Origin of the sequence: Brucella pseudintermedia (genome assembly GCF_008932435.1) — a bacterium.
GTDB lineage: Bacteria > Pseudomonadota > Alphaproteobacteria > Rhizobiales > Rhizobiaceae > Brucella > Brucella pseudintermedia.
The window spans coordinates 1-19,595 of record NZ_WBWE01000019.1; the positions used below are offsets into that span (position 1 = coordinate 1).

A 19,595-nucleotide genomic window follows, 5' to 3' on the forward strand; every position below is an offset into this window, starting at 1 on the left:
GCGGCGGCTCCGAATTCGGGATGTGCTCGAGGCGTTTGGCGACGAGCCCCATGCCGTCGAACAGCACGAAGATGCCCGGCGGGGTCGGCATGCAGCGGGCAAGGTCGACGAGCACGACGTCGCCGTCGTGCAGGGTCGGCATCATGCTGTCGCCCTCCACATGCATGATGCGCAGGTTTGCCGGGTTGGCGCGCAGCCGATGCGTGATCCACGAGTTTCTAAAATGGTAGGGTTCACCGTTTTCCACTTCGTCGGCGACGATCTTGCCACCACCCATCGATGCGGTCACCGCGACAGAGGGGATCGCCACGAAGGGGTCCGCCACTTCCATGTCCGGCTCATCGCCGTCGACCACGCCCTTGCCATGCAGCAGCCAATTGCGATCGACCTTGATGATCGCAGCAACCTTGTCGAGCTTTTCGATGTTCGGGCGTTCTGAGCGTCCGCGCATGATGTCGTAGACGAAGGACCTGTTGACGCGCGCCTGTTCGGCCACCTCTCGCGCGTTCAGCCCCATCTGTTCGGCTCGGGCTCTCAGTCTATCGGCAATCGTGGTGCTCATGGTTTTGTCCGGTATGTGGAATTTGTGGATTAGAGAGGATTGATTCATCCGCGTCAAGCAAATAGAACATAACAGGAACACATTCACAAGCGGGGATGCGGCATGGCGACCATCGAGAAGGATTATTTCGCGCTGGAGGAACTGGAAGAGCGCTGGGAGGTGCCGCAGCGGGACCTGGTCTATCTGGCCGAGAATGGCCTGCTGAAGGTGTCGGTTCGTCTCTATGGCGTCCACCTCGAGCAAGGCAGCTACGAGGAGGTCGACGAGGGCCAGTGGTGCAGCATCCCCCACAGCCAGGCTCCCTTTCACGGGCTCCAGGACCTGCGCACCCATGACGCCTACCGGCTGTTTCACGAGGGCGCGCTGCGCATCGATCGCTTCGATGCGCCAAGGGATCGGTACTGCGTCGTGCTGCGACCCGAGGACGGGATCATGATCCGCAAGGACGAGTTGGTCGTCCGACGCGAGGAGCGCGACCGCGCCGAAGCCAGGCATGGTCTGGGCGGCACGCAGCGAACATCCGGAATCGTCTTCGAGCAACGGCACGATTTCAGCGAGATCGTTCTCGGGGAGCGAACCTTCGTGCTCGGCCAGATCCAGGCGCGCGTCGTGCGCATCCTGCATGAGGCGGCCATGCGCGGCGTTCCATGGCAGCCCGGCAAGGCGGTGCTGGCCGAGGCCGGCTCCTCCTGCACACGCCTGTCGGACCTGTTCAAGAGGCAGCCGGAATGGCGCAAGCTGATCCAGTCCGATCAGCGCGGCCGCTATCGGCTCAATATCCGTTTCTCCTGACCCCCCTCCCGCAAGCCCGGGCTCGTCGGGCGTTTTCATTTCTGCATGCCGGCAACATCCCCTCCCGTCCCCTTCTCATCCCCCTCTCGATCCCCCTTTGCGCGTAGCAGACGGTGATTCCGATCCCCTGACGATCCACTTCCGATCCCGACGACACCAATCTCATCCTACGCCATCCTCTCCGCAGGTTTTCGTCAGACCCCAAGGAGAACGAGATGGCTACCAGACACCTCTCTCAGATCGAGCTCGCCGCTCGCTGGAACATTTCGCACCGCACGCTCGAACGCTGGCGCTGGACGGGTGAAGGCCCGCAATACGTCAAGCTCGGCGGCCGCGTCGTCTACCGGCTCGAGGATGTCGAAGCCTACGAGGCCGAGCAGATCCGCCAGAGCACTGCCAGCTACCGCCACCAGGCTTCGGCGTGAGGGTGCGGCGATGACGATCCCCAACCACATCACCCTCGGTGATCTGCGCACCATGCAGATCGCGGCAATCGTTGCTCTGCCGCCCGAGCAACTTGCCCTTCTGCAGGATGCGGCCAGTGAAGCCCTGCGCAGCGCCAAGGCCACCAGCGACTGGCTCGAAGGCGCCATCGCGCTCAAATACGCTGACCGCGCCGTCATGGCGCGTATGGAAGCGAGCAAGGACACCGGAACGGTTCGCTTCGAGGACGGTGCGGTCACCGTGATCGCCGAACTGCCGAAGCGCGTTGATTGGGATCAGGCACAGCTTGCCGATCTGGTCGAGCGCATCAGCGCCGCCGGTGACGACCCCACCGAATATGTCGATGTCAGCTTTAAGGTGCCCGAGCGCAAATACGCCGCCTGGCCCGAGTCGATCCGACAGTCCTTCGCGCCCGCCCGCACCGTCAGGACCGGGGCGCTCAAGGTAAAACTCGAGCTCAACGGAGGCGGGCAATGAACGGCGCGCTTCCCATCATCTTGGCCGACCAGCGTCTCGCGGCACCCCGCAGCATCAAGGGCTGCATCTTCGGCAAGTCCGGCATCGGCAAGACCTCGCTGCTATGGACGCTCGATCCCGCCACCACGCTTTTCATGGATCTGGAAGCCGGCGATCTCGCCATCGAGGGATGGGCCGGTGACACGATCCGCCCCAGGACCTGGGACGAATGCCGCGACTTCGCGGTGTTCATCGGTGGCGCCAACCCGGCACTACGCGACGACCAGCCCTACAGCCAGGCGCATCACGACGCTGTCGTCACCCGGCTCGGCGCTCCGGATCAGCTCGACCGCTACCACACGGTGTTCATCGACTCGATCACGGTTGCCGGCCGGCTCTGCTTCCAATGGGCCAAGGGCCAGCCGGAGGCGTTTTCCGACAAGACCGGCAAGCCCGACATTCGCGGCGCCTATGGCCTGCATGGCCGTGAGATGATCGCCTGGCTGCCCCATCTGCAGCACACGCGCTCGAAGAACATCTGGTTCGTCGGCATCCTCGACGAGAAGCTCGACGACTTCAATCGCAAGCAGTTCGTTCCGCAGATTGATGGCGCCAAGACCGGGCTCGAGCTGCCCGGCATCGTCGACGAAGTCATCAGCATGGTCGAGCTGAGGGATGATGACGGCGCTCCCTACCGCGCCTTCGTCTGCCAGACGCTCAATCCTTACGGCTTTCCGGCCAAGGACCGCTCGGGCCGCCTCGACATGATCGAGCCGCCCGACCTCGGCCGGCTCATGGACAAGATCCGCAGCGGCTCACGACTGACTGTCGCCGCGCCCGCATCAGCAGCTTCCACCCAACCGCCCGCCAATGCAGTTCAAGAACAAGGAGCCTGACCCATGTCGGCATGGAACGATTTCAACGATGCCCAGACCAACACCAACCTCATCCCCAAGGGCACGCTCGCCAAGGTGCGGCTCACCATCCGCCCCGGCGGCTTCGACGATCCGTCGCAGGGCTGGACCGGCGGCTATGCCACGCGCGGTTCGACCGGCGCCGTCTATCTCAATGGCGAGTTCACCGTGCTCGAAGGTCCCTATACCCGCCGCAAGATCTTCACCCTGATCGGGCTGTACAGCCCCAAGGGTCCGGACTGGGCCAATATGGGGCGCGGCCTGATCCGCGGCATGCTGAACTCGGCCCGCGGCCTTTCCGACAAGGACCAGAGCGAGGCGGCACAGGCTGCACGTCGCATTTCCGGATTTGCCGATCTCGACGGGCTGGAATTCGTCGCCCGCATCGACATCGGCACCGACACCAATGGCGACGACAAGAACGAGATCCGCTCCGCCGTTACCGCCAGCCACAAGGACTATGCCGCGATCATGGGGATGGTCGCGGCAATGCCGCAGCCCGGAGCCGCACAGGGCAATGCCTATGCCGCCGCCAAACAGCACGGCGCAGCGCCGTCTGGCCGTCCCTCCTGGGCACAGTAGAGCGAGGATCCGGCCATGATGCTTCGTCCTCGCCAGAAGCAATTCGTCGAGCGCAGCGTCCGCGCGCTCGACACCCACGCCAACACGTTGGGTGTGGCACCCACCGGCGCTGGCAAGACCATCATGTTGTCGGCCGTTGCCGGCCGGATGATCGGCGATACCGATGCGAAGGCGGCTGTGCTCGCCCATCGCGATGAACTGACCACGCAGAATCGGGAGAAGTTCACCCGGGTCAACCCCGACATCACCACCTCGATCGTCGATGCCGGCCAAAAGTCCTGGGGCGGCCGGGTCACCTTCGCCATGGTGCCGACGCTGTCGCGCAGCACCAACCTCGCCAGCATGCCGGCGCTCGACCTGCTGGTCATCGATGAGGCACACCACGCCACCGCCGACAGCTACCGCCGCATCATCGATGAGGCGCTGAAGCGCAATCCGTCCTGCCGCATCTTCGGCGTCACCGCCACGCCCAATCGCGGCGACCGCAAGAGCCTGCGCGAGGTGTTCTCCAATGTCGCCGACCAGATCCGCATTGGCGAACTGATCCGCTCCGGCCACCTGGTGCCGCCCCGTACCTTCGTCATCGATGTCGGCGTCAGGGACGACCTGGCCAAGGTCCGCAAGACCGCAAGCGACTTCGACATGAGCGAGGTTGAGCGCATCATGAACCGCGCGCCGGTCATGGATGCCATCATCCGACATTGGAAGGAGAAGGCCGCCGGGCGGCAGACCGTGGTGTTCTGTTCGACGGTCGACCATGCCCGCAGCGCCACCGATGCCTTCAACGAGGCCGGTGTCGCAGCCGTTCTCGTCCATGGCGAGATGGCTGATGGCGAGCGCCAGGCGGCGCTTGCCGCCTATGCTGCCGGCGACGTCCAGGTCGTCGTCAATGTCGCCGTGCTGACCGAAGGCTGGGACCACCCGCCGACCTCCTGCGTCGTGCTGTTGCGCCCGTCCTCATACAAGTCGACCATGATCCAGATGGTCGGTCGGGGTTTGAGAACCGTCGATCCCAACGAACATCCGGGCGTCGTCAAGACCGACTGCGTTGTGCTCGATTTCGGCACCGCCAGCCTGATGCATGGCTCTCTCGAGCAGGAGGTCGATCTCGCCGGCCACGAGGCCTCCGGCGAAGCGCCGACCAAATGCTGCCCGCAATGCGAGGCGGACATCCCGCTCGGCTGTCAGGAATGCCCGCTTTGCGGTTTTGTCTTCGACAGCATCGGCGACGACGGCGGCAATGTTCCGCTCGGCGATTTCGTCATGTCGGAGATCGATCTCCTCAAGCGCTCCAGCTTCCAGTGGTGTGACCTGTTCGGTGACGATGCAGCACTTATGGCCAACGGGTTTTCCGCCTGGGCCGGCGCCTTCTTCCTCAACGGACGCTGGTACGCGGTCGGCGCGGCGAAAGGGATCGAGCCGCGCCTGCTCTCGATCGGTGAGCGCATGGTGTCCCTGGCCGCCGCCGACGACTGGCTGAACGAGCACGAATCCGATGAGAGCGCCCACAAGACACGGCGCTGGCTGTCGCAACCGCCCACCGACCGGCAGCTGGCGTACCTTCCGGCCGATTACCGGCACGATTTCGGGCTGACCCGCTATCAGGCTTCGGCGCTGCTCTCCTTCCAGTTCAACCGCAATGCCATCCGCAGCCTGGTCTTCGGCGCGGACGGACAGGACCTGGCGAGGGCGGCATGATGATCGACCCGACCGAAGCCGAACAGGCAGCGATCCGCAGCGCCATGAAGCCGGTCGCCGAGATCATGGAGGAGATCGGCTGGCAGACCCGGCTTGCCGATCTTTCCGAACAGCAGGTGCTGACCCTGATCGAGGTGACCGCCACCGGTTTCCAGGACGCGCTTCGTGAACACGCCGCCGCCAATCCCACCCTCGTTCCGGAGGTGCCGTTCTGATGAAACTCTGCACAAAATGTGGCGTCGAAAAGGACCTCGGCGAATTTGGTCGTCGGAAGCTGAGCGCGGACGGTCGACAGAGCTGGTGTCGAGATTGCCGGCGTGAGTACCAACGAATCTACGCTCAGAACTGCAGGGATCCGAAGCGACATCGCGAAGCACAACGCCGATACCGCACGCGGCATGCCGAAAAGCACCGTGCCCACTGCATTGTCAGGAAAGCGATTCTGAGCTGCCGGATCATCGTGCCCGTCTGGTGCCAGCGCTGCGGCTGTGTGACCGAACTCGAAGCTCACCACCACGACTATTCGCAGCCACTCGCTGTCGAATGGCTGTGCTCGATCTGCCACGGGCGCGCGCACCGTCGCTACGAGGGAGGCGATCATGCTGGACTATAATCGCCGCCTGGGCTTCGCCGACCACATCAACACAGCCATCGATGCAGCACTTGTCGCCGAGAACGAGGCCACGCCGCCGCGCGATTACCTTGGCGGCTCTCGTCTCGGTGTTGCCTGCGAGCGCGCCCTGCAGTTCGAGTTTGCGGCGACGCCCAAGGACGACGGCGCCGGCTTTACCGGCCAGACGCTGCGCATCTTCGCCATCGGTCACCAGCTCGAGGATCTGGCTATCCAGTGGCTGCGCGCCGCCGGCTTCGATCTCTATACGCGCAAGGGCAACCGACCCGACGGCGAACAGTTCGGCTTTTCTGTCGCAGGCGGACGCATTCGCGGTCATGTCGACGGGATCATCGCCGCTGGCCCCGAGGGTTTTGGTCTCGCCGTTCCCGCGCTGTGGGAATGCAAGACCATGAACGCGAAGAACTGGCGCGCCTGTGTCAAGGATGGCGTGACGAAGTCCAAACCCGTCTACGCCGCTCAGATCGCCCTCTACCAGACCTATATGGAAGCCTCGGTGCCCGGCATTGCCGCCGCTCCGGCGCTGTTTACCGCCATCAACAAGGACACCGCCGAACTCCACCACGAGCTTGTGCCGTTCGATGCCGGTCTCGCGCAGCGCATGTCCGATCGCGGCGTGCGCATCCTGCAGGCGACGGACGCCGGCGAGCTGCTGCCGCGCATCGCTACCAGTTCTGACTTCTTCGAATGCCGCTTCTGCCCATGGGCCAAGCGCTGCTGGGAGCAACCCGTATGAGCGACGAGCATGACGACGACATGACCGGCTCCCCGAAGCCGCCCGTCAGCGGCGAGATTGTCCATTTCAATCCATGGCGCGACTTCAACGACGCGCCCCGCCAGATTGACGTGTTCGGCGACGAGCCAGACCCCGAGCAGATCGCGCAGTTCATGGAGGTGGTGTTCGGCTACTGCGAAGGCCTGATCCCGGTGCGCAGCTTCATCGACAAGGGTCAGGGATTCGATGGCCGCCCGCACAACATCTGGATCGACGCCGACAACACCGTGGCCGAGAAGATGGCGACCTTCGCCAGCTGGGCCGGCCGCGAAGGCGCCGCCGTCTATGTGATCCCCGGTACCGTTGCCGCCAAGGGCCAGGCCAAGGCCGCCGACATCCTGCAGATGCAGACCGTGGTCGTCGATATCGATACCGGTGACATCGCCGCCAAGCGCGCCCATCTCGAGCGCCATCTCGGGTCCCCCACCATGGTGGTGGAAAGCGGCGGCGTGACACCGGATGGACAGCGCAAGGCCCATGTCTGGTGGAAGCTGACCGAGCCGGCCGAAGGCCACGATATCACCCGCATCTGCCGTTTGCGTGGTGACATTGCCGCCAAGGTCGGCGGCGACACACATTTCCGATCGCCGCATCAGCCGATCCGGGTGGCCGGCTCGGTCTATTACAAGAACAGCCTCAAGACGCAGGTGCGCATCGTCGAGCTCAATGCCGATCTCGAGCGCGATCTCGAGGAATTCATCGAGGCCGTCGCCGACATGCCGCCGGCGCCCGGCATCTCGCTCCAGCCTGACTTTTCCGTAACTGACAAGCCGGCCGTCGCCGATGTGCTGGTGACCCCGGTGCGCGAGGGCGCGCAGGATGACTGGTCGCGCTTCGAGGGCGCCTCGGCCGCCATCGGCCACTACATCCGCATGGTGCACGACGGCCGGCTGTCGAAGGGCGAAGGCTGGCAGGCAATCTGTGAATACAACGCCGCCATGTTGCGGCCTGCCTGGCCGGTGGAGCGGCTGAAGCGCGAGTCGGAGCGGCTCTGGTCCATCCATGTCGAAAAGCACGGTCCCCCGCTGGTCCGCCTCGACAGCGCGGCACCCGCGCCGAACGAGCTTCCCACCTTCACGCTCGGCGCGCTGCTTGACGACACCACCCCAATGCCGGCCGACATCATCGCGCCGCGCGTGCTGACGCCGGGTGGCCTTCTGGTGCTCGGCGGCGCACCAAAGGTCGGCAAGAGCGATCTGTTGATCACCTGGCTCGTGCACATGGCCGCGGGCGTGCCCTTTCTTGGCTTCACGCCGCCGCGGCCGCTGCGGATCTTCTACCTGCAGGCGGAGATCCAGTATCACTACCTGCGTGAGCGCATGCAGCAGATCGGGTTGCCGTCCGACATGCTGGCCGCCGCCCGCGACAATCTCGTTGCCACCCCGAAGCTGCAGATGCTGCTCGATGCCGAGGGCAGTGTCCGCGTCGCCGCGGCGATCCGGCGCTCCTTTCCGGCCGAGCCTGTCGACATCATCTGCATCGACCCGATCCGCAACCTGTTCGACGGCGGCCCGGATGGTGGCGGCGAGAACGACAACGCCGCCATGATGTTCTTCCTGAAGGACCGGGTCGAGACCCTGCGCGACCACATCGATCCCGACTGCGGCGTCATCCTCGTCCACCACACCAGGAAGCTGTCGAAGCAGCAGCTCAAGGACGATCCATTCCTTGCGCTCTCCGGCGCCAGCGCGTTACGCGGCTTCTACACTACCGGCCTCATCCTGCATCGGCCGGACGAGGACTCGTCCCAGCGCCGGTTGGAGATCGAACTGCGCAATGGCCCGGCGCTGCCAGCCAAGCTGGTCGACAAGGTGAATGGTCGCTGGGTCGAGCTCAACCCGATGAACGAACGGCTGGTACGTGCAGAAGTAGGCGCCAAGCACGATGCTGAACGTGTGCGCAAAGGCGATGTGATCCTGCAACTCCTCTTCGATGAGGCCCGTTCCGGACATCTTTATACCGCTTTGCAATTCGCTGAAGCCTTCGAGAACAAGGCCGGGCTCGGCGGCAAGGACACGATCCGGGAGCGGATCAGCGTGCTTGCGACCAAGGGTTTCATCAAATTCGTCCGTGATGGCGCACCGTTCGGGCTGCCCACCTCAAGGTCGAAATTTGGCTATCTCTGCGTCGAGGGCATGAGGTTTCCGACCGGCGAAGCCGACGCCGATGCCGAGACGGGTGAGATCGTGCCCGTTCTCAATCCTGTGCTGCCGACCATCTACAAATGTCCGCAAAGCGGCGCGGCGCTCCCGGTCGAGAACCCGACCGTATGGGTCTATCCGGAGGGTGTCGAATGATCATCTGGCACCGCGTCCCGTATTGCGCAGCATTGCGCAGCTTCAAGTTGGGGAAGTTGGGAAGTTTTCTCCCAACTACCTGCGCTGCATCACTGCCGATTTCGCAGGCTCGCGCGCCAGCAAGTTGGGAAGGCCTTTCCCAACTACCTTTGATCTTCCTCGCACCATCACGCTGTGACACGCAGCTTCAAGTTGGGAACGGCTTGAACGTTTCTGGCCTCCACAACTTGATTTTATCAAGCAATCACAAAGGCTTGCCTGCCTTTTCAAGTTGTGGGGGTGAAACCCACCCTTACAGGGTGGGGAGGAGGACGCCCAGCGTAGCCGCTGGCGTCTCCTCCTCCCTCTGCCCGGTTCGGGAAGGTCCGGCGTGTCTTCCGTCCGTTAGCAGTAAGAGGTGAACCATGAATCAGCGACATGTCGTGCATGCGCTCAACTTTTCCAATCCTCCACAAGTAGGCACGGTGCTGCTGCGCGAAGGACAGCGATACGAACTGCTCGAAATCCGACCCTACGTCCGACGCGATGGAAAACAGACCTGGCTGCTCGTCTGGCAGTCCCACTGTGCAGATTGCGATCGCGCGTTCGAGGTCATCACCGGCATCAAGACCTCCGTCGGCAACCTCAACCGTCGTTGTTCAATCCATCATAGTCCAGGGCGAGCCGTCTCGGCCGCCGGTGTTGCACGCCGCAATCGCTTTCTACGCCGCAAGGCATCTCGCAAGCCGTGAGCGCAAAGATCCCGACCAGACGACGGTGGCCCGTACCGCCAAGCACATGACCGCCGTCGTCCTCCACCACAGCAGCCAACCCGAGAAGGAGACCACCCATGGCTGACCCGACTCTGCGCATTGCGGATCACAGCGCAATCCCCGCACTCCCCGTCGCGATGGCCCACCATCGCCCGATCCTCGCCCTCGACCTCGGCACCACCACCGGCTGGGCATTGCGCGATGGCGATGGCCTGATCACCAGCGGCACCGTCTCGCTGCGCCCGGGCCGCTTCGATGGCGGCGGCATGCGCTACCTGCGCTTTGCCAACTGGCTGGCCGAGATCGACCGGCTGTCCGGGCCGATGGCCGCGATCTGGTTCGAGGAGGTGCGCCGCCATGCCGGCACCGACGCTGCCCATGTCTATGGCGGGCTGATGGCGACGCTGACCGCTTGGGCCGAGCAGCATGGCGTGCCTTATCAGGGCGTTCCGGTCGGCACGATCAAACGTCACGTGACGGCCAAGGGCAATGCTGGCAAGGAGGCCGTGCTTGCCGCGGTCCGTGCGCGTGGTTTCAGTCCCGCCGACGATAACGAGGCCGACGCCATCGCGCTGTTGCTGTGGGCGGTGGAAACCGCAGGCGGTGTGCGATGAGCGGTTGGACGCCGAGCATGGTCGAGGAGCGGCTCGCAGAAGCCGCCGCAGTTCTCAACCGTCTGCCCGAACCGCGGCGGCAGGGATATTTCAACACCTGGCCGGATTACTTCTACGAGTTCGCCGACCTCGTCGGTCAGGAACCGCAGCCGATGCGCCTCGTCCCGTCGCCCGCCGCCATCAGCCAGATGGAGGAAACGCTGACCTGGACCTTCGACCTCGACCCGGTCGACGGCAGGATCGTGTGGATGAAAGCCCATGGTTGGCGCTGGAAGGCGATCTGCGGCCGGGTCGGGCTTCAGCGGTCCGCAGCCAACCAACACTGGCTTTATGCGCTGTGCCTCATCGCCCTGAAGCTCAACCGGCGGCGTTTCAATCGCAACCTGTCGAGGCGCAAGGTGATCGAACTGGCTTGTGCGTCGCAAGCATGAGAACCGGGTAGAACTTTGTTCGGCGGACAGTTTTCGAACGGACAAAACCGGCTTGTTTGGGGTAGATTCTGGATATGCTCGGGAGAGCAGCGCGCCCGCGACGGTGAAAACCATCGCGGGCGTTGTCGTTTCCAGTACTACCGTCACCATCATCAGCATTATCGACGAGATCAGCATCATGCCCGTTCGTCCTCCGCTCCATCGCCCGGTTGGCCGGCGCGAAAAGCGGGAGCGCGATCGGGACTACGCTCGCAAGCGGGATCCGCTGGCCCGTGCGCTCTATCGCTCGAAGCGCTGGCGAACGGAACGCGCCGCCTTTCTGCACGATCATCCGCTGTGCGTGGAATGCGCGCGTCACGATCTGATCCGCCCGGCAAGCGTCGTTGATCATATCGATCCGCATGGCGGTGACGAGACCGTGTTCTGGGATCGCAGCCGCTGGCAGGCGCTGTGCGCATCGTGCCACGGCCGGAAGACGGCAGCGAAGGATGGCGGCTTCGGCAATGCCCGGCGCTGCTGATAGGCCCCCCGGGGAGGTCAAATCTCTGGAGAGTTCGACCCCAGGACCGCGCGCCACCAAAAGCGCATCCGTGGCCAAAATGAAGCATGGGGGGTGCGCGGCTAAGATGTTGATTTCACTGGATACCGAAAATGACAATCGCTGAAACTGCGCATATCGGTGTTGATGGCATTGAGCGTCAGCTGGCCGTCGAATATCGCAAGCTTGATGATCTGGTTCCCTATGCACGCAATGCTCGCACGCATTCGGAAGGGCAGGTGGCCGAGATTGCCGGATCGATCCGCACCTTCGGCTTTACCAACCCGGTGCTGATTGCCGAGGATGGCACGCTGATTGCTGGTCATGGCCGCGTGCTGGCGGCGCGCAAGCTTGGCATGGATACGGTGCCGACGATCGTGCTGACGGGTCTGTCCGAGACGCAGCGCCGGGCGCTGGTTCTTGCCGATAACCGCATTGCCATGAATGCCGGCTGGGACGAGGAGCTGCTGGCGCTCGAACTGTCCGACCTGCAGGAGGCCGGCTTTGACCTTGGCCTCACCGGCTTTGCCGATGACGAGCTGCAGAACCTGCTTTACGGCAGCCATGACGAACAGGACGGGCTGACCGAGGACAGCGCCATTCCGCAGGTGCCGGTCACGCCGGTGACGCGGCGCGGCGATCTGTGGCTACTGGGTGATCACCGGCTGCTGTGCGGTGATAGCACCTCGCCGGAAGATGTTGGTCGCCTGATGGCTGGCGAGCGGGCGGCGCTGTTTGCCACCGACCCGCCCTATCTCGTCGATTATGACGGAACCAACCATCCGACGAAGAAGACCGCCTCGGCGCGGGCGAAGAAAATCGCCAACAAGGATTGGTCTGAAGATTATATCGAACAGCCCCACTGGGATGATTCCAGCCAGGGGCCAGAATTTTATGAAGCCTTCTGCCGGGTGGCGATCGATCATGCCATTGCCGAGGATGTCGCCTGGTATTGCTGGCACGCCTCGCGCCGTCAGCGCATGCTGGAAAATGTCTGGGACCAGTTCGATGTTCTGCATCATCAGCAGATCATCTGGGCCAAGTCGCGCCCGGTGCTGACGCGTTCGGTGATGCTGTGGGCGCATGAGCCCTGCCTGTTTGGCTGGGTTCGCGGCAAGAAGCCAAGGATCAATCGCGAGGGTTTTGAAAGCTGGCCGACCACGGTGTGGAACATTCCTTCGTCCGAGATCGAGACGCGCGAGCATCCGACCTCGAAACCGGTGCGGGTGTTCACGCTGCCGATGCAGCTGCACACAAGACCGGGCGACATCTGCTACGAGCCGTTCTCCGGTTCGGGCTCACAGCTGATCGCCGGCGAGAAGACCGGCCGCCGCGTCTATGGCCTCGAACTGTCGGAAGCCTTCTGCGATGTGGTCGTCAAGCGCTGGCAGGCATTCACCGGCAAGGCGGCCAGGCTCGATGGCGACGGCCGCCGTTTTGATGAGATCGCCGCCGAGCGCGTGCCCGATACCGGAGATACCGCCAAGGATGCAGCGGCATGAAGCAGTCGCGCACCATGTCGCTGGTGGAATCGCTCACCAATGTCGCCATCGGCTATGGCATCGCCGTCATCACCCAGATCCTGGTGTTCCCACTGTTCGGGCTTTCCACCACGCTGGCCGAGAACATGGCGATGGGCGCGATTTTCACCGTGGTGTCGATCGCACGCAGTTACTGTCTGCGCAGGTTGTTCGAGGCGGTACGCCTTCGCGGTGACGGCACTGGATAATGCATGGAGTTTTGACATGGCCGGCCGCAAGCCGCTGCCAACGCATCTGAAGCTGGTGAAGGGCACGGCCCGTCCGCACCGCATCAACAAGGCCGAGCCGAAACCGGTGGTGGCAGTTCCCGCGCCGCCCGATCATCTTGATGAGGACGCCCGGAAAAAGTTCTCCGAGATGGCCGAGCTGCTGGCCCGCCATGGCGTGATGACGGAACTTGATGCGGGCGCGCTGGCCCGGTACGTGGTCATCTGGCGGCGCTGGCTGGAGGCGGAGCAGGAAGTGAAGCGCCGTGGCCCTGTGGTGAAGACGTCGAATGACAACATCATCCAGAACCCGTTCTTGGCTGTGGCCAACAAGTGCCTGGCGCAGATGGCGCAGATCGAGGCCGAATTCGGACTGACGCCGTCCAGCCGCTCGCGCATCCGTATGGCGGAACCCGCCGAGACGAGCGATCCGTTCGAGGAGTTCCTGAACCGTGGCCGCAAAGCCTAGTTCCCGTGCTTCGCGCCCACTGGACGGGAGCGGCAGGAAAGCACCACCCTGTCCGGTTACAGCCTATGCCCGTGCGGTGGTTGGCGGCCGGATCGTCGCCGGCCGGCTCGTGCGTCTGGCCTGCGAGCGGCACCTCGCGGACCTGAAGGTGGGGGTAGAACGCGGCCTGGTCTGGGATGGCGCTGCGGCACGTCATGCGATCGACTTCTTCGGCCATCTGCGCCACTCGACCGGCGAATGGGCCGGCGAACCCTTCGTGCTGCAGGGCTGGCAACAGTTCGTCGTCGGCTCGCTTTATGGCTGGAAGCGCAAGGATGGATTGCGCCGCTACCGCACAGCCTATGTCGAGGTAGCGCGCAAGAACGGCAAGTCGGTGCTTCTGGCCGGCACGGCGCTCTATGCGCTGATTGCCGATGGCGAGCCCGGTGCACATGTCTATTCGGCGGCAACCACGCGCGATCAGGCGCGCATCGTCTTTGGCGAGGCCGAACGCATGGTGGCGGCGAGTTCGGCGCTGCAATCGAGGATTACCAGAACCGTGAACAATCTGGCCGTGCTGCCGACCTCGTCCTGGTTCCGGCCGCTGTCGGCGGACGCCAGCAAGATGGATGGTCTCAACATTCACTTTGCCGCTGTCGATGAGGTGCATGAACATCCTGGACCCGAGATCATCCAGAAGCTGAACACCGCCACCGGTGCGCGGCGCCAGCCGCTGATCTTCGAGATCACGACGGCCGGCTATGATCGCCATTCGGTCTGCCGCCAGCATCACGAGTTCTCGGTGAAGGCGCTGGAAGGCACGGTGCCGACGGAGTCTTCAGATAGCTGGTTTGCCTATATCGCCACCATCGATGAGGGCGATGATTGGACTGACCCTGCGGTCTGGGTGAAGGCCAATCCGAGCCTTGGCGTGACGGTGAAGCTGGATGACCTGAAGCGGCAGATCGACGAGGCTAGGGAAATGCCGGCGCAGCAGAATGCGATCCGCCGGCTGCGGCTGAACGAATGGACCGAGCAGGTCACCCGCTGGCTCGACATGGGCGTCTGGGAGGAGGGAGGTCTGCCGGTTGCCACTGACTGGCGCATCGTCAAACACGATCTGGAAGAACTGGAAGGAAAACTGCTTGGTCGTGAATGCTATGGCGGGCTCGATCTTGCCCGCGTTAACGATCTGTCGGCTTTCGTGCTGTTGTTTCCACCGACGCTGGATGACGAGCTTGGCGGATTGGCTGACAAATGGATTGTCACCTGCCGTTTCTTCATCCCCGAGGACGACATTCTGCGCCGCGTTCGCCGGGATCGTGTGCCCTATGATGTCTGGCGTGATCAGGGCTTTCTGACAGCCACCCCCGGTAATGCCACCGACTTTGCCTTTGTCGAGAAAGAAATCCTCGAACTGGCGTCCCGCTACGATCTGCGTGAGCTGTCTTATGATCGCACCTTTGCCGGCGAGATCGTCCAGCATCTGCAGGATGAAGGCTTGAACCTTGTCCAGTTCGGTCAGGGCTTTTTGTCCATGGCAGCACCCACAGCGGAACTGGAGCGGCTGTCAGTGTCACGATCACTTTGGCATGGTGGCCATCCGGTGTTGCGATGGAACGCCTCCAATGTTGCCGTGCGCCATGATCCGGCCGGCAACATCAAGCCGGACAAGGAACGCTCCAGAGAGCGCATCGACGGCATTGTCGCCATCTGCAACGCTCTCGGCCGGGCTCTGGCCCGCGACGTCAATGCCGGCCGCTCGGTCTATGAGACCCGCGGCATCCTGATGCTGTAAAGTGCTGACGAAAGAACCCAATGGCATTCTGGTCGAACTGGTTCGGCGGCGCAAAACCGCCGGCCGCATCTCCGCGCGCGTCGTTCCAGGATGCGGGTGGCGGGATCGTCATCACCACGGCGCAGCAGCTGGAAGAGGCGCTGCGCTCGGGAACGGTGACCGCCTCGGGGGCTGCGGTGACGCCCGACAGCGCCATGCGGGTGGCGGCCGTCTATGCCTGTGTGCGCATCATCTCGGGTGCTGTGGCGACATTGCCGCTGCACATCAAGCGCCGGGTGGATGAGCGCACCCGCGAAGACGCCTCCGACACGCCGATCTGGACGGTGCTGCGACGACGGCCGAACCGCTGGCAGACGCCGTCGCAGTTCCGCCGCATGCTGCAGGCGCATCTGCTTTTGCGCGGCAATGCCTACGCCATGATCGTGCGGTCACGCGGACTGGTGCAGGAACTGATCCCGCTCAATCCCGACCGGGTCGAGGTCAGGCAGACGGACGATCTGGCGCTGGAATACATCTACACCCGCCAGGACGGACGGCGCATCCGGCTCCGCCAGGATGAGGTGTTCCATCTGGTCGGGCTGACGCTGGATGGCGTACATGGCGTGTCGGCGATCTCTTACGCCCGCGAGACCATCGGGCTGTCGCTGGCCATGGAAGATCATGGCGCCACCACCTTCCGCAATGGCGCCCGTGTCAGCGGGGTGCTGAAGCATCCGAACAAGCTCGGGCCCGAGGCGGTTGCCAATCTCAAGGTCGGGCTCGAAGAGTTCCGCTCCGGCGGCGAGCAGGAGGGAAAGAACCTGATCCTTGAAGAGGGCATGGATTATGCCCGCATCGCCATGACGGCCGAGGATGCGCAATGGATCGAGAGCCGCAAGTTCAGCCGCACCGACATTGCCATGTTCTTCGGCGTGCCGCCGCACATGATCGGCGATACGGAAAAGTCGACCAGCTGGGGCACGGGTATCGAGCAGCAATCGATCGGCTTCGTCGCCTGGACGCTCGAGGACCATCTGACCATGTGGGAAGAGGCGATCAACCGCGACCTGATCGGCGCGGAAGACGATCTCTACGCGCGCTTCAACCGGGCGGCGCTGGTCAAGGGCGACATCAAGGCGCGCTGGGAGGCTTACGTCAAAGGCCTGCAATGGGGCGTCTACAGCCCGAACGAAATCCGCGCGCTCGAAGACCAGAACCCGCGCGATGGCGGCGATGTCTTTTATCCGCCGCCGAACACGGCCGGTGTGCCGGCAGATGAGAACCGTGATCGCCATGAGAATGATGGCGGCAGCGATGGTGACATTGACCCCAATGATGAGGACGCAGGCAGATGAGCCTTCTGGATAGTTTGAAACTGGCCGCGACGATGGTGGTCATGGGCGTTGTCAGCCTCGCGGTCATCAACCCTGCTTTCCACTTTGGCACCTTCATCGCCGGCATCACGCTTGGCGGATACTTTTTCCTGTTGGCGCTGGAGAACGTTCGATGAGCCTTCGCAGATTGCCCGAAGCGCGGGTCTTTCCTCGGCCGCAGAACTACCAGTGGGACGCACCGAATGACGTGCTGGCTAAATGGGCCGAACATCCGCTTGTTGCCGCAGACGATGCCGACACCACGATCTCCATGTTCGACGTCATTGGCGAGGATGGCTGGACAGGCGGTGGCATCACCGCAAACCGCATCTCGGCAGCGCTGCGGTCGATCGGCAACAAGGACATCACCGTCCGCATCAACTCGCCGGGCGGCGACATGTTCGAGGGGATTGCGATCTACAATCTGCTGCGCGCCCATCGAGCGAAGGTCACGGTCGAGGTGCTGGGCTGGGCGGCTTCCGCTGCTTCCATCATCGCCATGGCCGGCGATGTGATCCGCATGGGGCTCGGCTCCTTCATGATGGTGCACAATGCCTGGGGCTTGGTGATCGGTAATCGCCACGACATGCGTGAAGCCGCCAGCCTGTTCGATGGCTTCGATTCGGCGCTTGCCGACATCTACGAAGCCCGCACCGGAATGGCCCGCGTGGAGATCGAGCGCCTGATGGACGCCGGGACCTTTATGACGGCGGCACAGGCGGTTGAATGTGGCTTTGCCGATGCCGTCGACGACACCGAAATCCACCCAGAGACCAATGCGTCCGCGCAGGTCCGCCCCGAAATCCAAGCCAGGCGCCGCATCGATGCCGCCCTGGCGAAACAGGGCGTCTCGCGCACGGAGCGGCGCAAGATGTTCAACCAGATTGCCGGCATGCACGACGCTGCCGACACGGCCACGCATGACGCTGGCTTCCACGCAGCCGCCATTCAGCGGCTGATCGACACCATTAGATCATAGGAGACCCGAGATGGGTATCGAACTGAACCCCGGTGGCCGCGGGCCAGTCCGGGGTATCCTCGGCGTGCGCGCCGAAACCGGTAACGCCACCAAAATCCTGGCCGAACTGCAGAAGACCTTCGAGGACTTCAAGGTCGAGCGCGACAAGGAACTCGCCGACATCCGGGCCGGCATGGCCGATGTGGTCCAGACCGAAAAGGTCGACCGTATCAATGCCGAGATCACCGCCCTGCAAAAGGCCCTCGACGAGACCAATGCCGCGCTGGCAGCGGTCAAGGTCGGTGCTGTTGGCGGGACGACCGATCCGGACAAGGCCGAACATGCCCAGGCCTTCGACCGCTTCTTCCGGCGCGGTGTCGATGCCGGCCTGCGTGATCTCGAGGTCAAGGCCAAGCTGACCACCCAGTCCGATCCCGACGGCGGTTATCTGGTGCCGGAAGAGACCGAGGCCGGGATCGACCGGGTGCTCGGCACCGTCTCCACCATCCGCTCGCTCGCCCGCACCATCTCGATCTCGACCAGTACCTACAAGAAGCTGGTCAATATGGGCGGGGCGACGTCGGGCTGGGTTGGCGAGGAACAGTATCGTCCTGGCACGGCCACGCCGACCTTGCGCGAGATCGCCATCAATACCGGCGAGATCTACGCCATGCCCGGTGCCACGCAGACCTCGCTCGACGATGCGCGCATCGATCTTGCCGCATGGCTGGCCGAGGAAGTGGCGATCGAGTTCGCCGAACAGGAGGGTGCTGCCTTTGCCCATGGCGACGGCATCAACAAGCCGCGCGGCATCCTTGCCTATGACACGGTGGCCAATGCCTCCCATGCCTGGGGCAAGATCGGCTTCGTCGCTTCAGGCAAGGCTGACGGCTTTGTTGCGGCGACCGCCTCGGCCAATCCCGCCGATTGCCTGATCGATCTCTACTATGCGCTCAAGTCCGGCTACCGGAACGGGGCGTCGTGGCTGATGTCGGATGCGACCATGAACACGGTGCGCAAGTTCAAGGACGCCGAAGGCGCCTATGTCTGGGCGCCACCCTCCGGCCCTGCACAGGTGGCCACCATCCTCGGCAAGCCGGTCCATACCGACGACAATATGCCGGCGGTGGCGGCCAATGCCTTTCCCGTCGCCTTCGGCGACTTCGGCCGCGCCTATCTGATCGTCGACCGCATCGGCATCCGCGTCCTGCGCGATCCCTACACCGCCAAGCCGAACGTGTTGTTCTACACCACCAAGCGGGTCGGCGGCGGCGTGGTCAACTTCGAGGCGCTCAAGCTGCTGAAGGTCAGCACCTGATCCACATGACGGGCGGCTCCGGCTGCCCGTCTCTTCACAATTCCCATTCATCGAAAGGACTCCTGTCATGAAGGACGGTATCTCCGGCCTCAGCCTGGTTGCGTCTCTGGTTCCGGCCGTGGTCACGGCCACCACCAAGGGCAGCCATGCCGATCTGCAGGGCTACAACGCGGCAACGCTGATCATCACCACCGGGGCGATTGCCGGCGACGGCGTGTTCGACGTGAAGCTGCAGCATGCCGACACCACGGACGACGGCGACTTCAGCGACGTTGCCGCAGCCGACCTCCAGGGCACTCTACCGGCAGCGCTCGAAGCCGACACGGTCTGCAAGCAGGGCTACAAGGGCAACAAGCGCTACATTCGTGCCGTCATCACCAAAACCTCCGGCACGTCGATTGCCGCGGGTGCGATCTTTGCGCTCGGCCATCCCCACGACGCGCCGGTCGCCTGATCGGTCAGAGCGGCCAGACAGTCGGCAGCGCCGA

Annotated in this window: 23 protein-coding genes; 22 read left to right on the forward strand and 1 reads right to left on the reverse strand. The window is 63.6% G+C overall.

The annotated features are described in order from the left end of the window. Nucleotides 1-562 (reverse strand): XRE family transcriptional regulator (locus tag F9K78_RS20100; protein WP_151682630.1); only part of this gene is annotated, 562 nt, incomplete at its 3' end. A gap of 102 nt (nt 563-664) precedes the next feature. On the opposite strand from F9K78_RS20100, the gene F9K78_RS20105 reads away from it, so the two are divergent. The 22 genes from F9K78_RS20105 to F9K78_RS20205 all read left to right on the forward strand — a co-directional run bounded on the left by F9K78_RS20105 (nt 665) and on the right by F9K78_RS20205 (nt 19,561). After that, nucleotides 665-1,354 (forward strand): hypothetical protein, encoded by a 690-nt coding sequence (locus tag F9K78_RS20105; RefSeq protein WP_055456500.1) that lies wholly within the window; start codon nt 665-667, stop codon nt 1,352-1,354. Between the two features lie 215 nt (nt 1,355-1,569). Beyond that, nucleotides 1,570-1,779: a helix-turn-helix transcriptional regulator gene (locus F9K78_RS20110; RefSeq protein ID WP_055456501.1), complete on the forward strand. Its 210-nt coding sequence runs from the start codon at nt 1,570-1,572 to the stop codon at nt 1,777-1,779. Between the two features lie 10 nt (nt 1,780-1,789). Beyond that, on the forward strand, nt 1,790-2,275 hold the full coding sequence (locus F9K78_RS20115) for a hypothetical protein (RefSeq protein ID WP_055456502.1): 486 nt from the start codon (nt 1,790-1,792) through the stop codon (nt 2,273-2,275). After that, entirely contained in the window at nt 2,272-3,150 is an 879-nt protein-coding gene (locus F9K78_RS20120) for an ATP-binding protein (protein ID WP_151682631.1), read from the forward strand. Before F9K78_RS20115 ends, F9K78_RS20120 begins: the two co-directional genes overlap by 4 nt. Nucleotides 3,151-3,153: 3 nt before the next feature. Next, nucleotides 3,154-3,750, forward strand: coding sequence for a hypothetical protein (locus F9K78_RS20125; protein ID WP_055456504.1), 597 nt, complete (start codon nt 3,154-3,156; stop codon nt 3,748-3,750). Nucleotides 3,751-3,765: 15 nt separating this feature from the next. Beyond that, complete coding sequence (locus F9K78_RS20130; RefSeq protein ID WP_151682632.1) at nt 3,766-5,448, forward strand: DEAD/DEAH box helicase; 1,683 nt, start codon at nt 3,766-3,768, stop codon at nt 5,446-5,448. Then, complete coding sequence (locus F9K78_RS20135) at nt 5,445-5,663, forward strand: DUF6511 domain-containing protein (protein WP_200952443.1); 219 nt, start codon at nt 5,445-5,447, stop codon at nt 5,661-5,663. Before F9K78_RS20130 ends, F9K78_RS20135 begins: the two co-directional genes overlap by 4 nt. Before the next feature lie 384 nt (nt 5,664-6,047). Then, nucleotides 6,048-6,815 carry a hypothetical protein gene (locus F9K78_RS20140; RefSeq protein ID WP_151682633.1) on the forward strand — a complete coding sequence of 256 codons (768 nt, stop codon included), beginning with the start codon at nt 6,048-6,050 and terminating at the stop codon, nt 6,813-6,815. After that, complete coding sequence (locus F9K78_RS20145; RefSeq protein WP_208851941.1) at nt 6,812-9,151, forward strand: AAA family ATPase; 2,340 nt, start codon at nt 6,812-6,814, stop codon at nt 9,149-9,151. Before F9K78_RS20140 ends, F9K78_RS20145 begins: the two co-directional genes overlap by 4 nt. 404 nt (nt 9,152-9,555) lie before the next feature. Then, the gene (locus F9K78_RS20150; protein ID WP_109988921.1) at nt 9,556-9,882 is read left to right on the forward strand and encodes a hypothetical protein; all 327 of its coding nucleotides are present in this window, start codon (nt 9,556-9,558) and stop codon (nt 9,880-9,882) included. A 158-nt stretch (nt 9,883-10,040) separates the two neighbouring features. Beyond that, on the forward strand, nt 10,041-10,517 hold the full coding sequence (locus F9K78_RS20155; protein ID WP_151682648.1) for a crossover junction endodeoxyribonuclease RuvC: 477 nt from the start codon (nt 10,041-10,043) through the stop codon (nt 10,515-10,517). Further along, nucleotides 10,514-10,948: a DUF6362 family protein gene (locus F9K78_RS20160; protein WP_121981643.1), complete on the forward strand. Its 435-nt coding sequence runs from the start codon at nt 10,514-10,516 to the stop codon at nt 10,946-10,948. Before F9K78_RS20155 ends, F9K78_RS20160 begins: the two co-directional genes overlap by 4 nt. 103 nt (nt 10,949-11,051) lie before the next feature. Beyond that, nucleotides 11,052-11,468, forward strand: a complete 417-nt coding sequence (locus tag F9K78_RS20165; RefSeq protein ID WP_208851942.1) for an HNH endonuclease — start codon at nt 11,052-11,054, stop codon at nt 11,466-11,468. Between the two features lie 131 nt (nt 11,469-11,599). Further along, the gene (locus tag F9K78_RS20170; RefSeq protein ID WP_151682635.1) at nt 11,600-12,988 is read left to right on the forward strand and encodes a site-specific DNA-methyltransferase; all 1,389 of its coding nucleotides are present in this window, start codon (nt 11,600-11,602) and stop codon (nt 12,986-12,988) included. Then, nucleotides 12,985-13,215, forward strand: a complete 231-nt coding sequence (locus tag F9K78_RS20175; RefSeq protein ID WP_056245954.1) for a DUF7220 family protein — start codon at nt 12,985-12,987, stop codon at nt 13,213-13,215. The genes F9K78_RS20170 and F9K78_RS20175 overlap by 4 nt, the downstream gene beginning before the upstream one ends. Before the next feature lie 16 nt (nt 13,216-13,231). After that, the gene (locus tag F9K78_RS20180; protein WP_151682636.1) at nt 13,232-13,702 is read left to right on the forward strand and encodes a phage terminase small subunit P27 family; all 471 of its coding nucleotides are present in this window, start codon (nt 13,232-13,234) and stop codon (nt 13,700-13,702) included. Then, entirely contained in the window at nt 13,686-15,479 is a 1,794-nt protein-coding gene (locus F9K78_RS20185; RefSeq protein ID WP_151682637.1) for a terminase large subunit, read from the forward strand. The genes F9K78_RS20180 and F9K78_RS20185 overlap by 17 nt, the downstream gene beginning before the upstream one ends. A gap of 20 nt (nt 15,480-15,499) precedes the next feature. After that, a complete protein-coding gene (locus F9K78_RS20190) occupies nt 15,500-16,813 on the forward strand; it encodes a phage portal protein (protein ID WP_235925485.1) in 1,314 nt (437 codons plus the stop codon). After that, entirely contained in the window at nt 16,810-16,968 is a 159-nt protein-coding gene (locus tag F9K78_RS21990) for a hypothetical protein (RefSeq protein ID WP_167518142.1), read from the forward strand. Before F9K78_RS20190 ends, F9K78_RS21990 begins: the two co-directional genes overlap by 4 nt. Beyond that, nucleotides 16,965-17,810 carry a head maturation protease, ClpP-related gene (locus F9K78_RS20195; RefSeq protein WP_151682638.1) on the forward strand — a complete coding sequence of 282 codons (846 nt, stop codon included), beginning with the start codon at nt 16,965-16,967 and terminating at the stop codon, nt 17,808-17,810. The genes F9K78_RS21990 and F9K78_RS20195 overlap by 4 nt, the downstream gene beginning before the upstream one ends. A 10-nt stretch (nt 17,811-17,820) precedes the next feature. After that, nucleotides 17,821-19,107 carry a phage major capsid protein gene (locus F9K78_RS20200; RefSeq protein ID WP_151682639.1) on the forward strand — a complete coding sequence of 429 codons (1,287 nt, stop codon included), beginning with the start codon at nt 17,821-17,823 and terminating at the stop codon, nt 19,105-19,107. A 67-nt stretch (nt 19,108-19,174) separates the two neighbouring features. Further along, nucleotides 19,175-19,561 carry a hypothetical protein gene (locus F9K78_RS20205; protein ID WP_144864371.1) on the forward strand — a complete coding sequence of 129 codons (387 nt, stop codon included), beginning with the start codon at nt 19,175-19,177 and terminating at the stop codon, nt 19,559-19,561. Nucleotides 19,562-19,595 lie beyond the last annotated feature (34 nt).

Bases quoted from the DNA above. Each gene is read 5' to 3' on its own strand.
- F9K78_RS21990 (WP_167518142.1), top strand. From the start codon at position 16,810: ATGAGCCTTCTGGATAGTTTGAAACTGGCCGCGACGATGGTGGTCATG.
- F9K78_RS20155 (WP_151682648.1), top strand. From the start codon at position 10,041: ATGGCCCACCATCGCCCGATCCTCGCCCTCGACCTCGGCACCACCACC.
- F9K78_RS20180 (WP_151682636.1), top strand. From the start codon at position 13,232: ATGGCCGGCCGCAAGCCGCTGCCAACGCATCTGAAGCTGGTGAAGGGC.
- F9K78_RS20120 (WP_151682631.1), top strand. From the start codon at position 2,272: ATGAACGGCGCGCTTCCCATCATCTTGGCCGACCAGCGTCTCGCGGCA.
- F9K78_RS20130 (WP_151682632.1), top strand. From the start codon at position 3,766: ATGATGCTTCGTCCTCGCCAGAAGCAATTCGTCGAGCGCAGCGTCCGC.
- F9K78_RS20115 (WP_055456502.1), top strand. From the start codon at position 1,790: ATGACGATCCCCAACCACATCACCCTCGGTGATCTGCGCACCATGCAG.
- F9K78_RS20145 (WP_208851941.1), top strand. From the start codon at position 6,812: ATGAGCGACGAGCATGACGACGACATGACCGGCTCCCCGAAGCCGCCC.
- F9K78_RS20150 (WP_109988921.1), top strand. From the start codon at position 9,556: ATGAATCAGCGACATGTCGTGCATGCGCTCAACTTTTCCAATCCTCCA.
- F9K78_RS20190 (WP_235925485.1), top strand. From the start codon at position 15,500: ATGGCATTCTGGTCGAACTGGTTCGGCGGCGCAAAACCGCCGGCCGCA.
- F9K78_RS20200 (WP_151682639.1), top strand. From the start codon at position 17,821: ATGGGTATCGAACTGAACCCCGGTGGCCGCGGGCCAGTCCGGGGTATC.
- F9K78_RS20170 (WP_151682635.1), top strand. From the start codon at position 11,600: ATGACAATCGCTGAAACTGCGCATATCGGTGTTGATGGCATTGAGCGT.
- F9K78_RS20110 (WP_055456501.1), top strand. From the start codon at position 1,570: ATGGCTACCAGACACCTCTCTCAGATCGAGCTCGCCGCTCGCTGGAAC.
- F9K78_RS20160 (WP_121981643.1), top strand. From the start codon at position 10,514: ATGAGCGGTTGGACGCCGAGCATGGTCGAGGAGCGGCTCGCAGAAGCC.
- F9K78_RS20105 (WP_055456500.1), top strand. From the start codon at position 665: ATGGCGACCATCGAGAAGGATTATTTCGCGCTGGAGGAACTGGAAGAG.
- F9K78_RS20205 (WP_144864371.1), top strand. From the start codon at position 19,175: ATGAAGGACGGTATCTCCGGCCTCAGCCTGGTTGCGTCTCTGGTTCCG.
- F9K78_RS20140 (WP_151682633.1), top strand. From the start codon at position 6,048: ATGCTGGACTATAATCGCCGCCTGGGCTTCGCCGACCACATCAACACA.
- F9K78_RS20175 (WP_056245954.1), top strand. From the start codon at position 12,985: ATGAAGCAGTCGCGCACCATGTCGCTGGTGGAATCGCTCACCAATGTC.
- F9K78_RS20195 (WP_151682638.1), top strand. From the start codon at position 16,965: ATGAGCCTTCGCAGATTGCCCGAAGCGCGGGTCTTTCCTCGGCCGCAG.
- F9K78_RS20125 (WP_055456504.1), top strand. From the start codon at position 3,154: ATGTCGGCATGGAACGATTTCAACGATGCCCAGACCAACACCAACCTC.
- F9K78_RS20135 (WP_200952443.1), top strand. From the start codon at position 5,445: ATGATGATCGACCCGACCGAAGCCGAACAGGCAGCGATCCGCAGCGCC.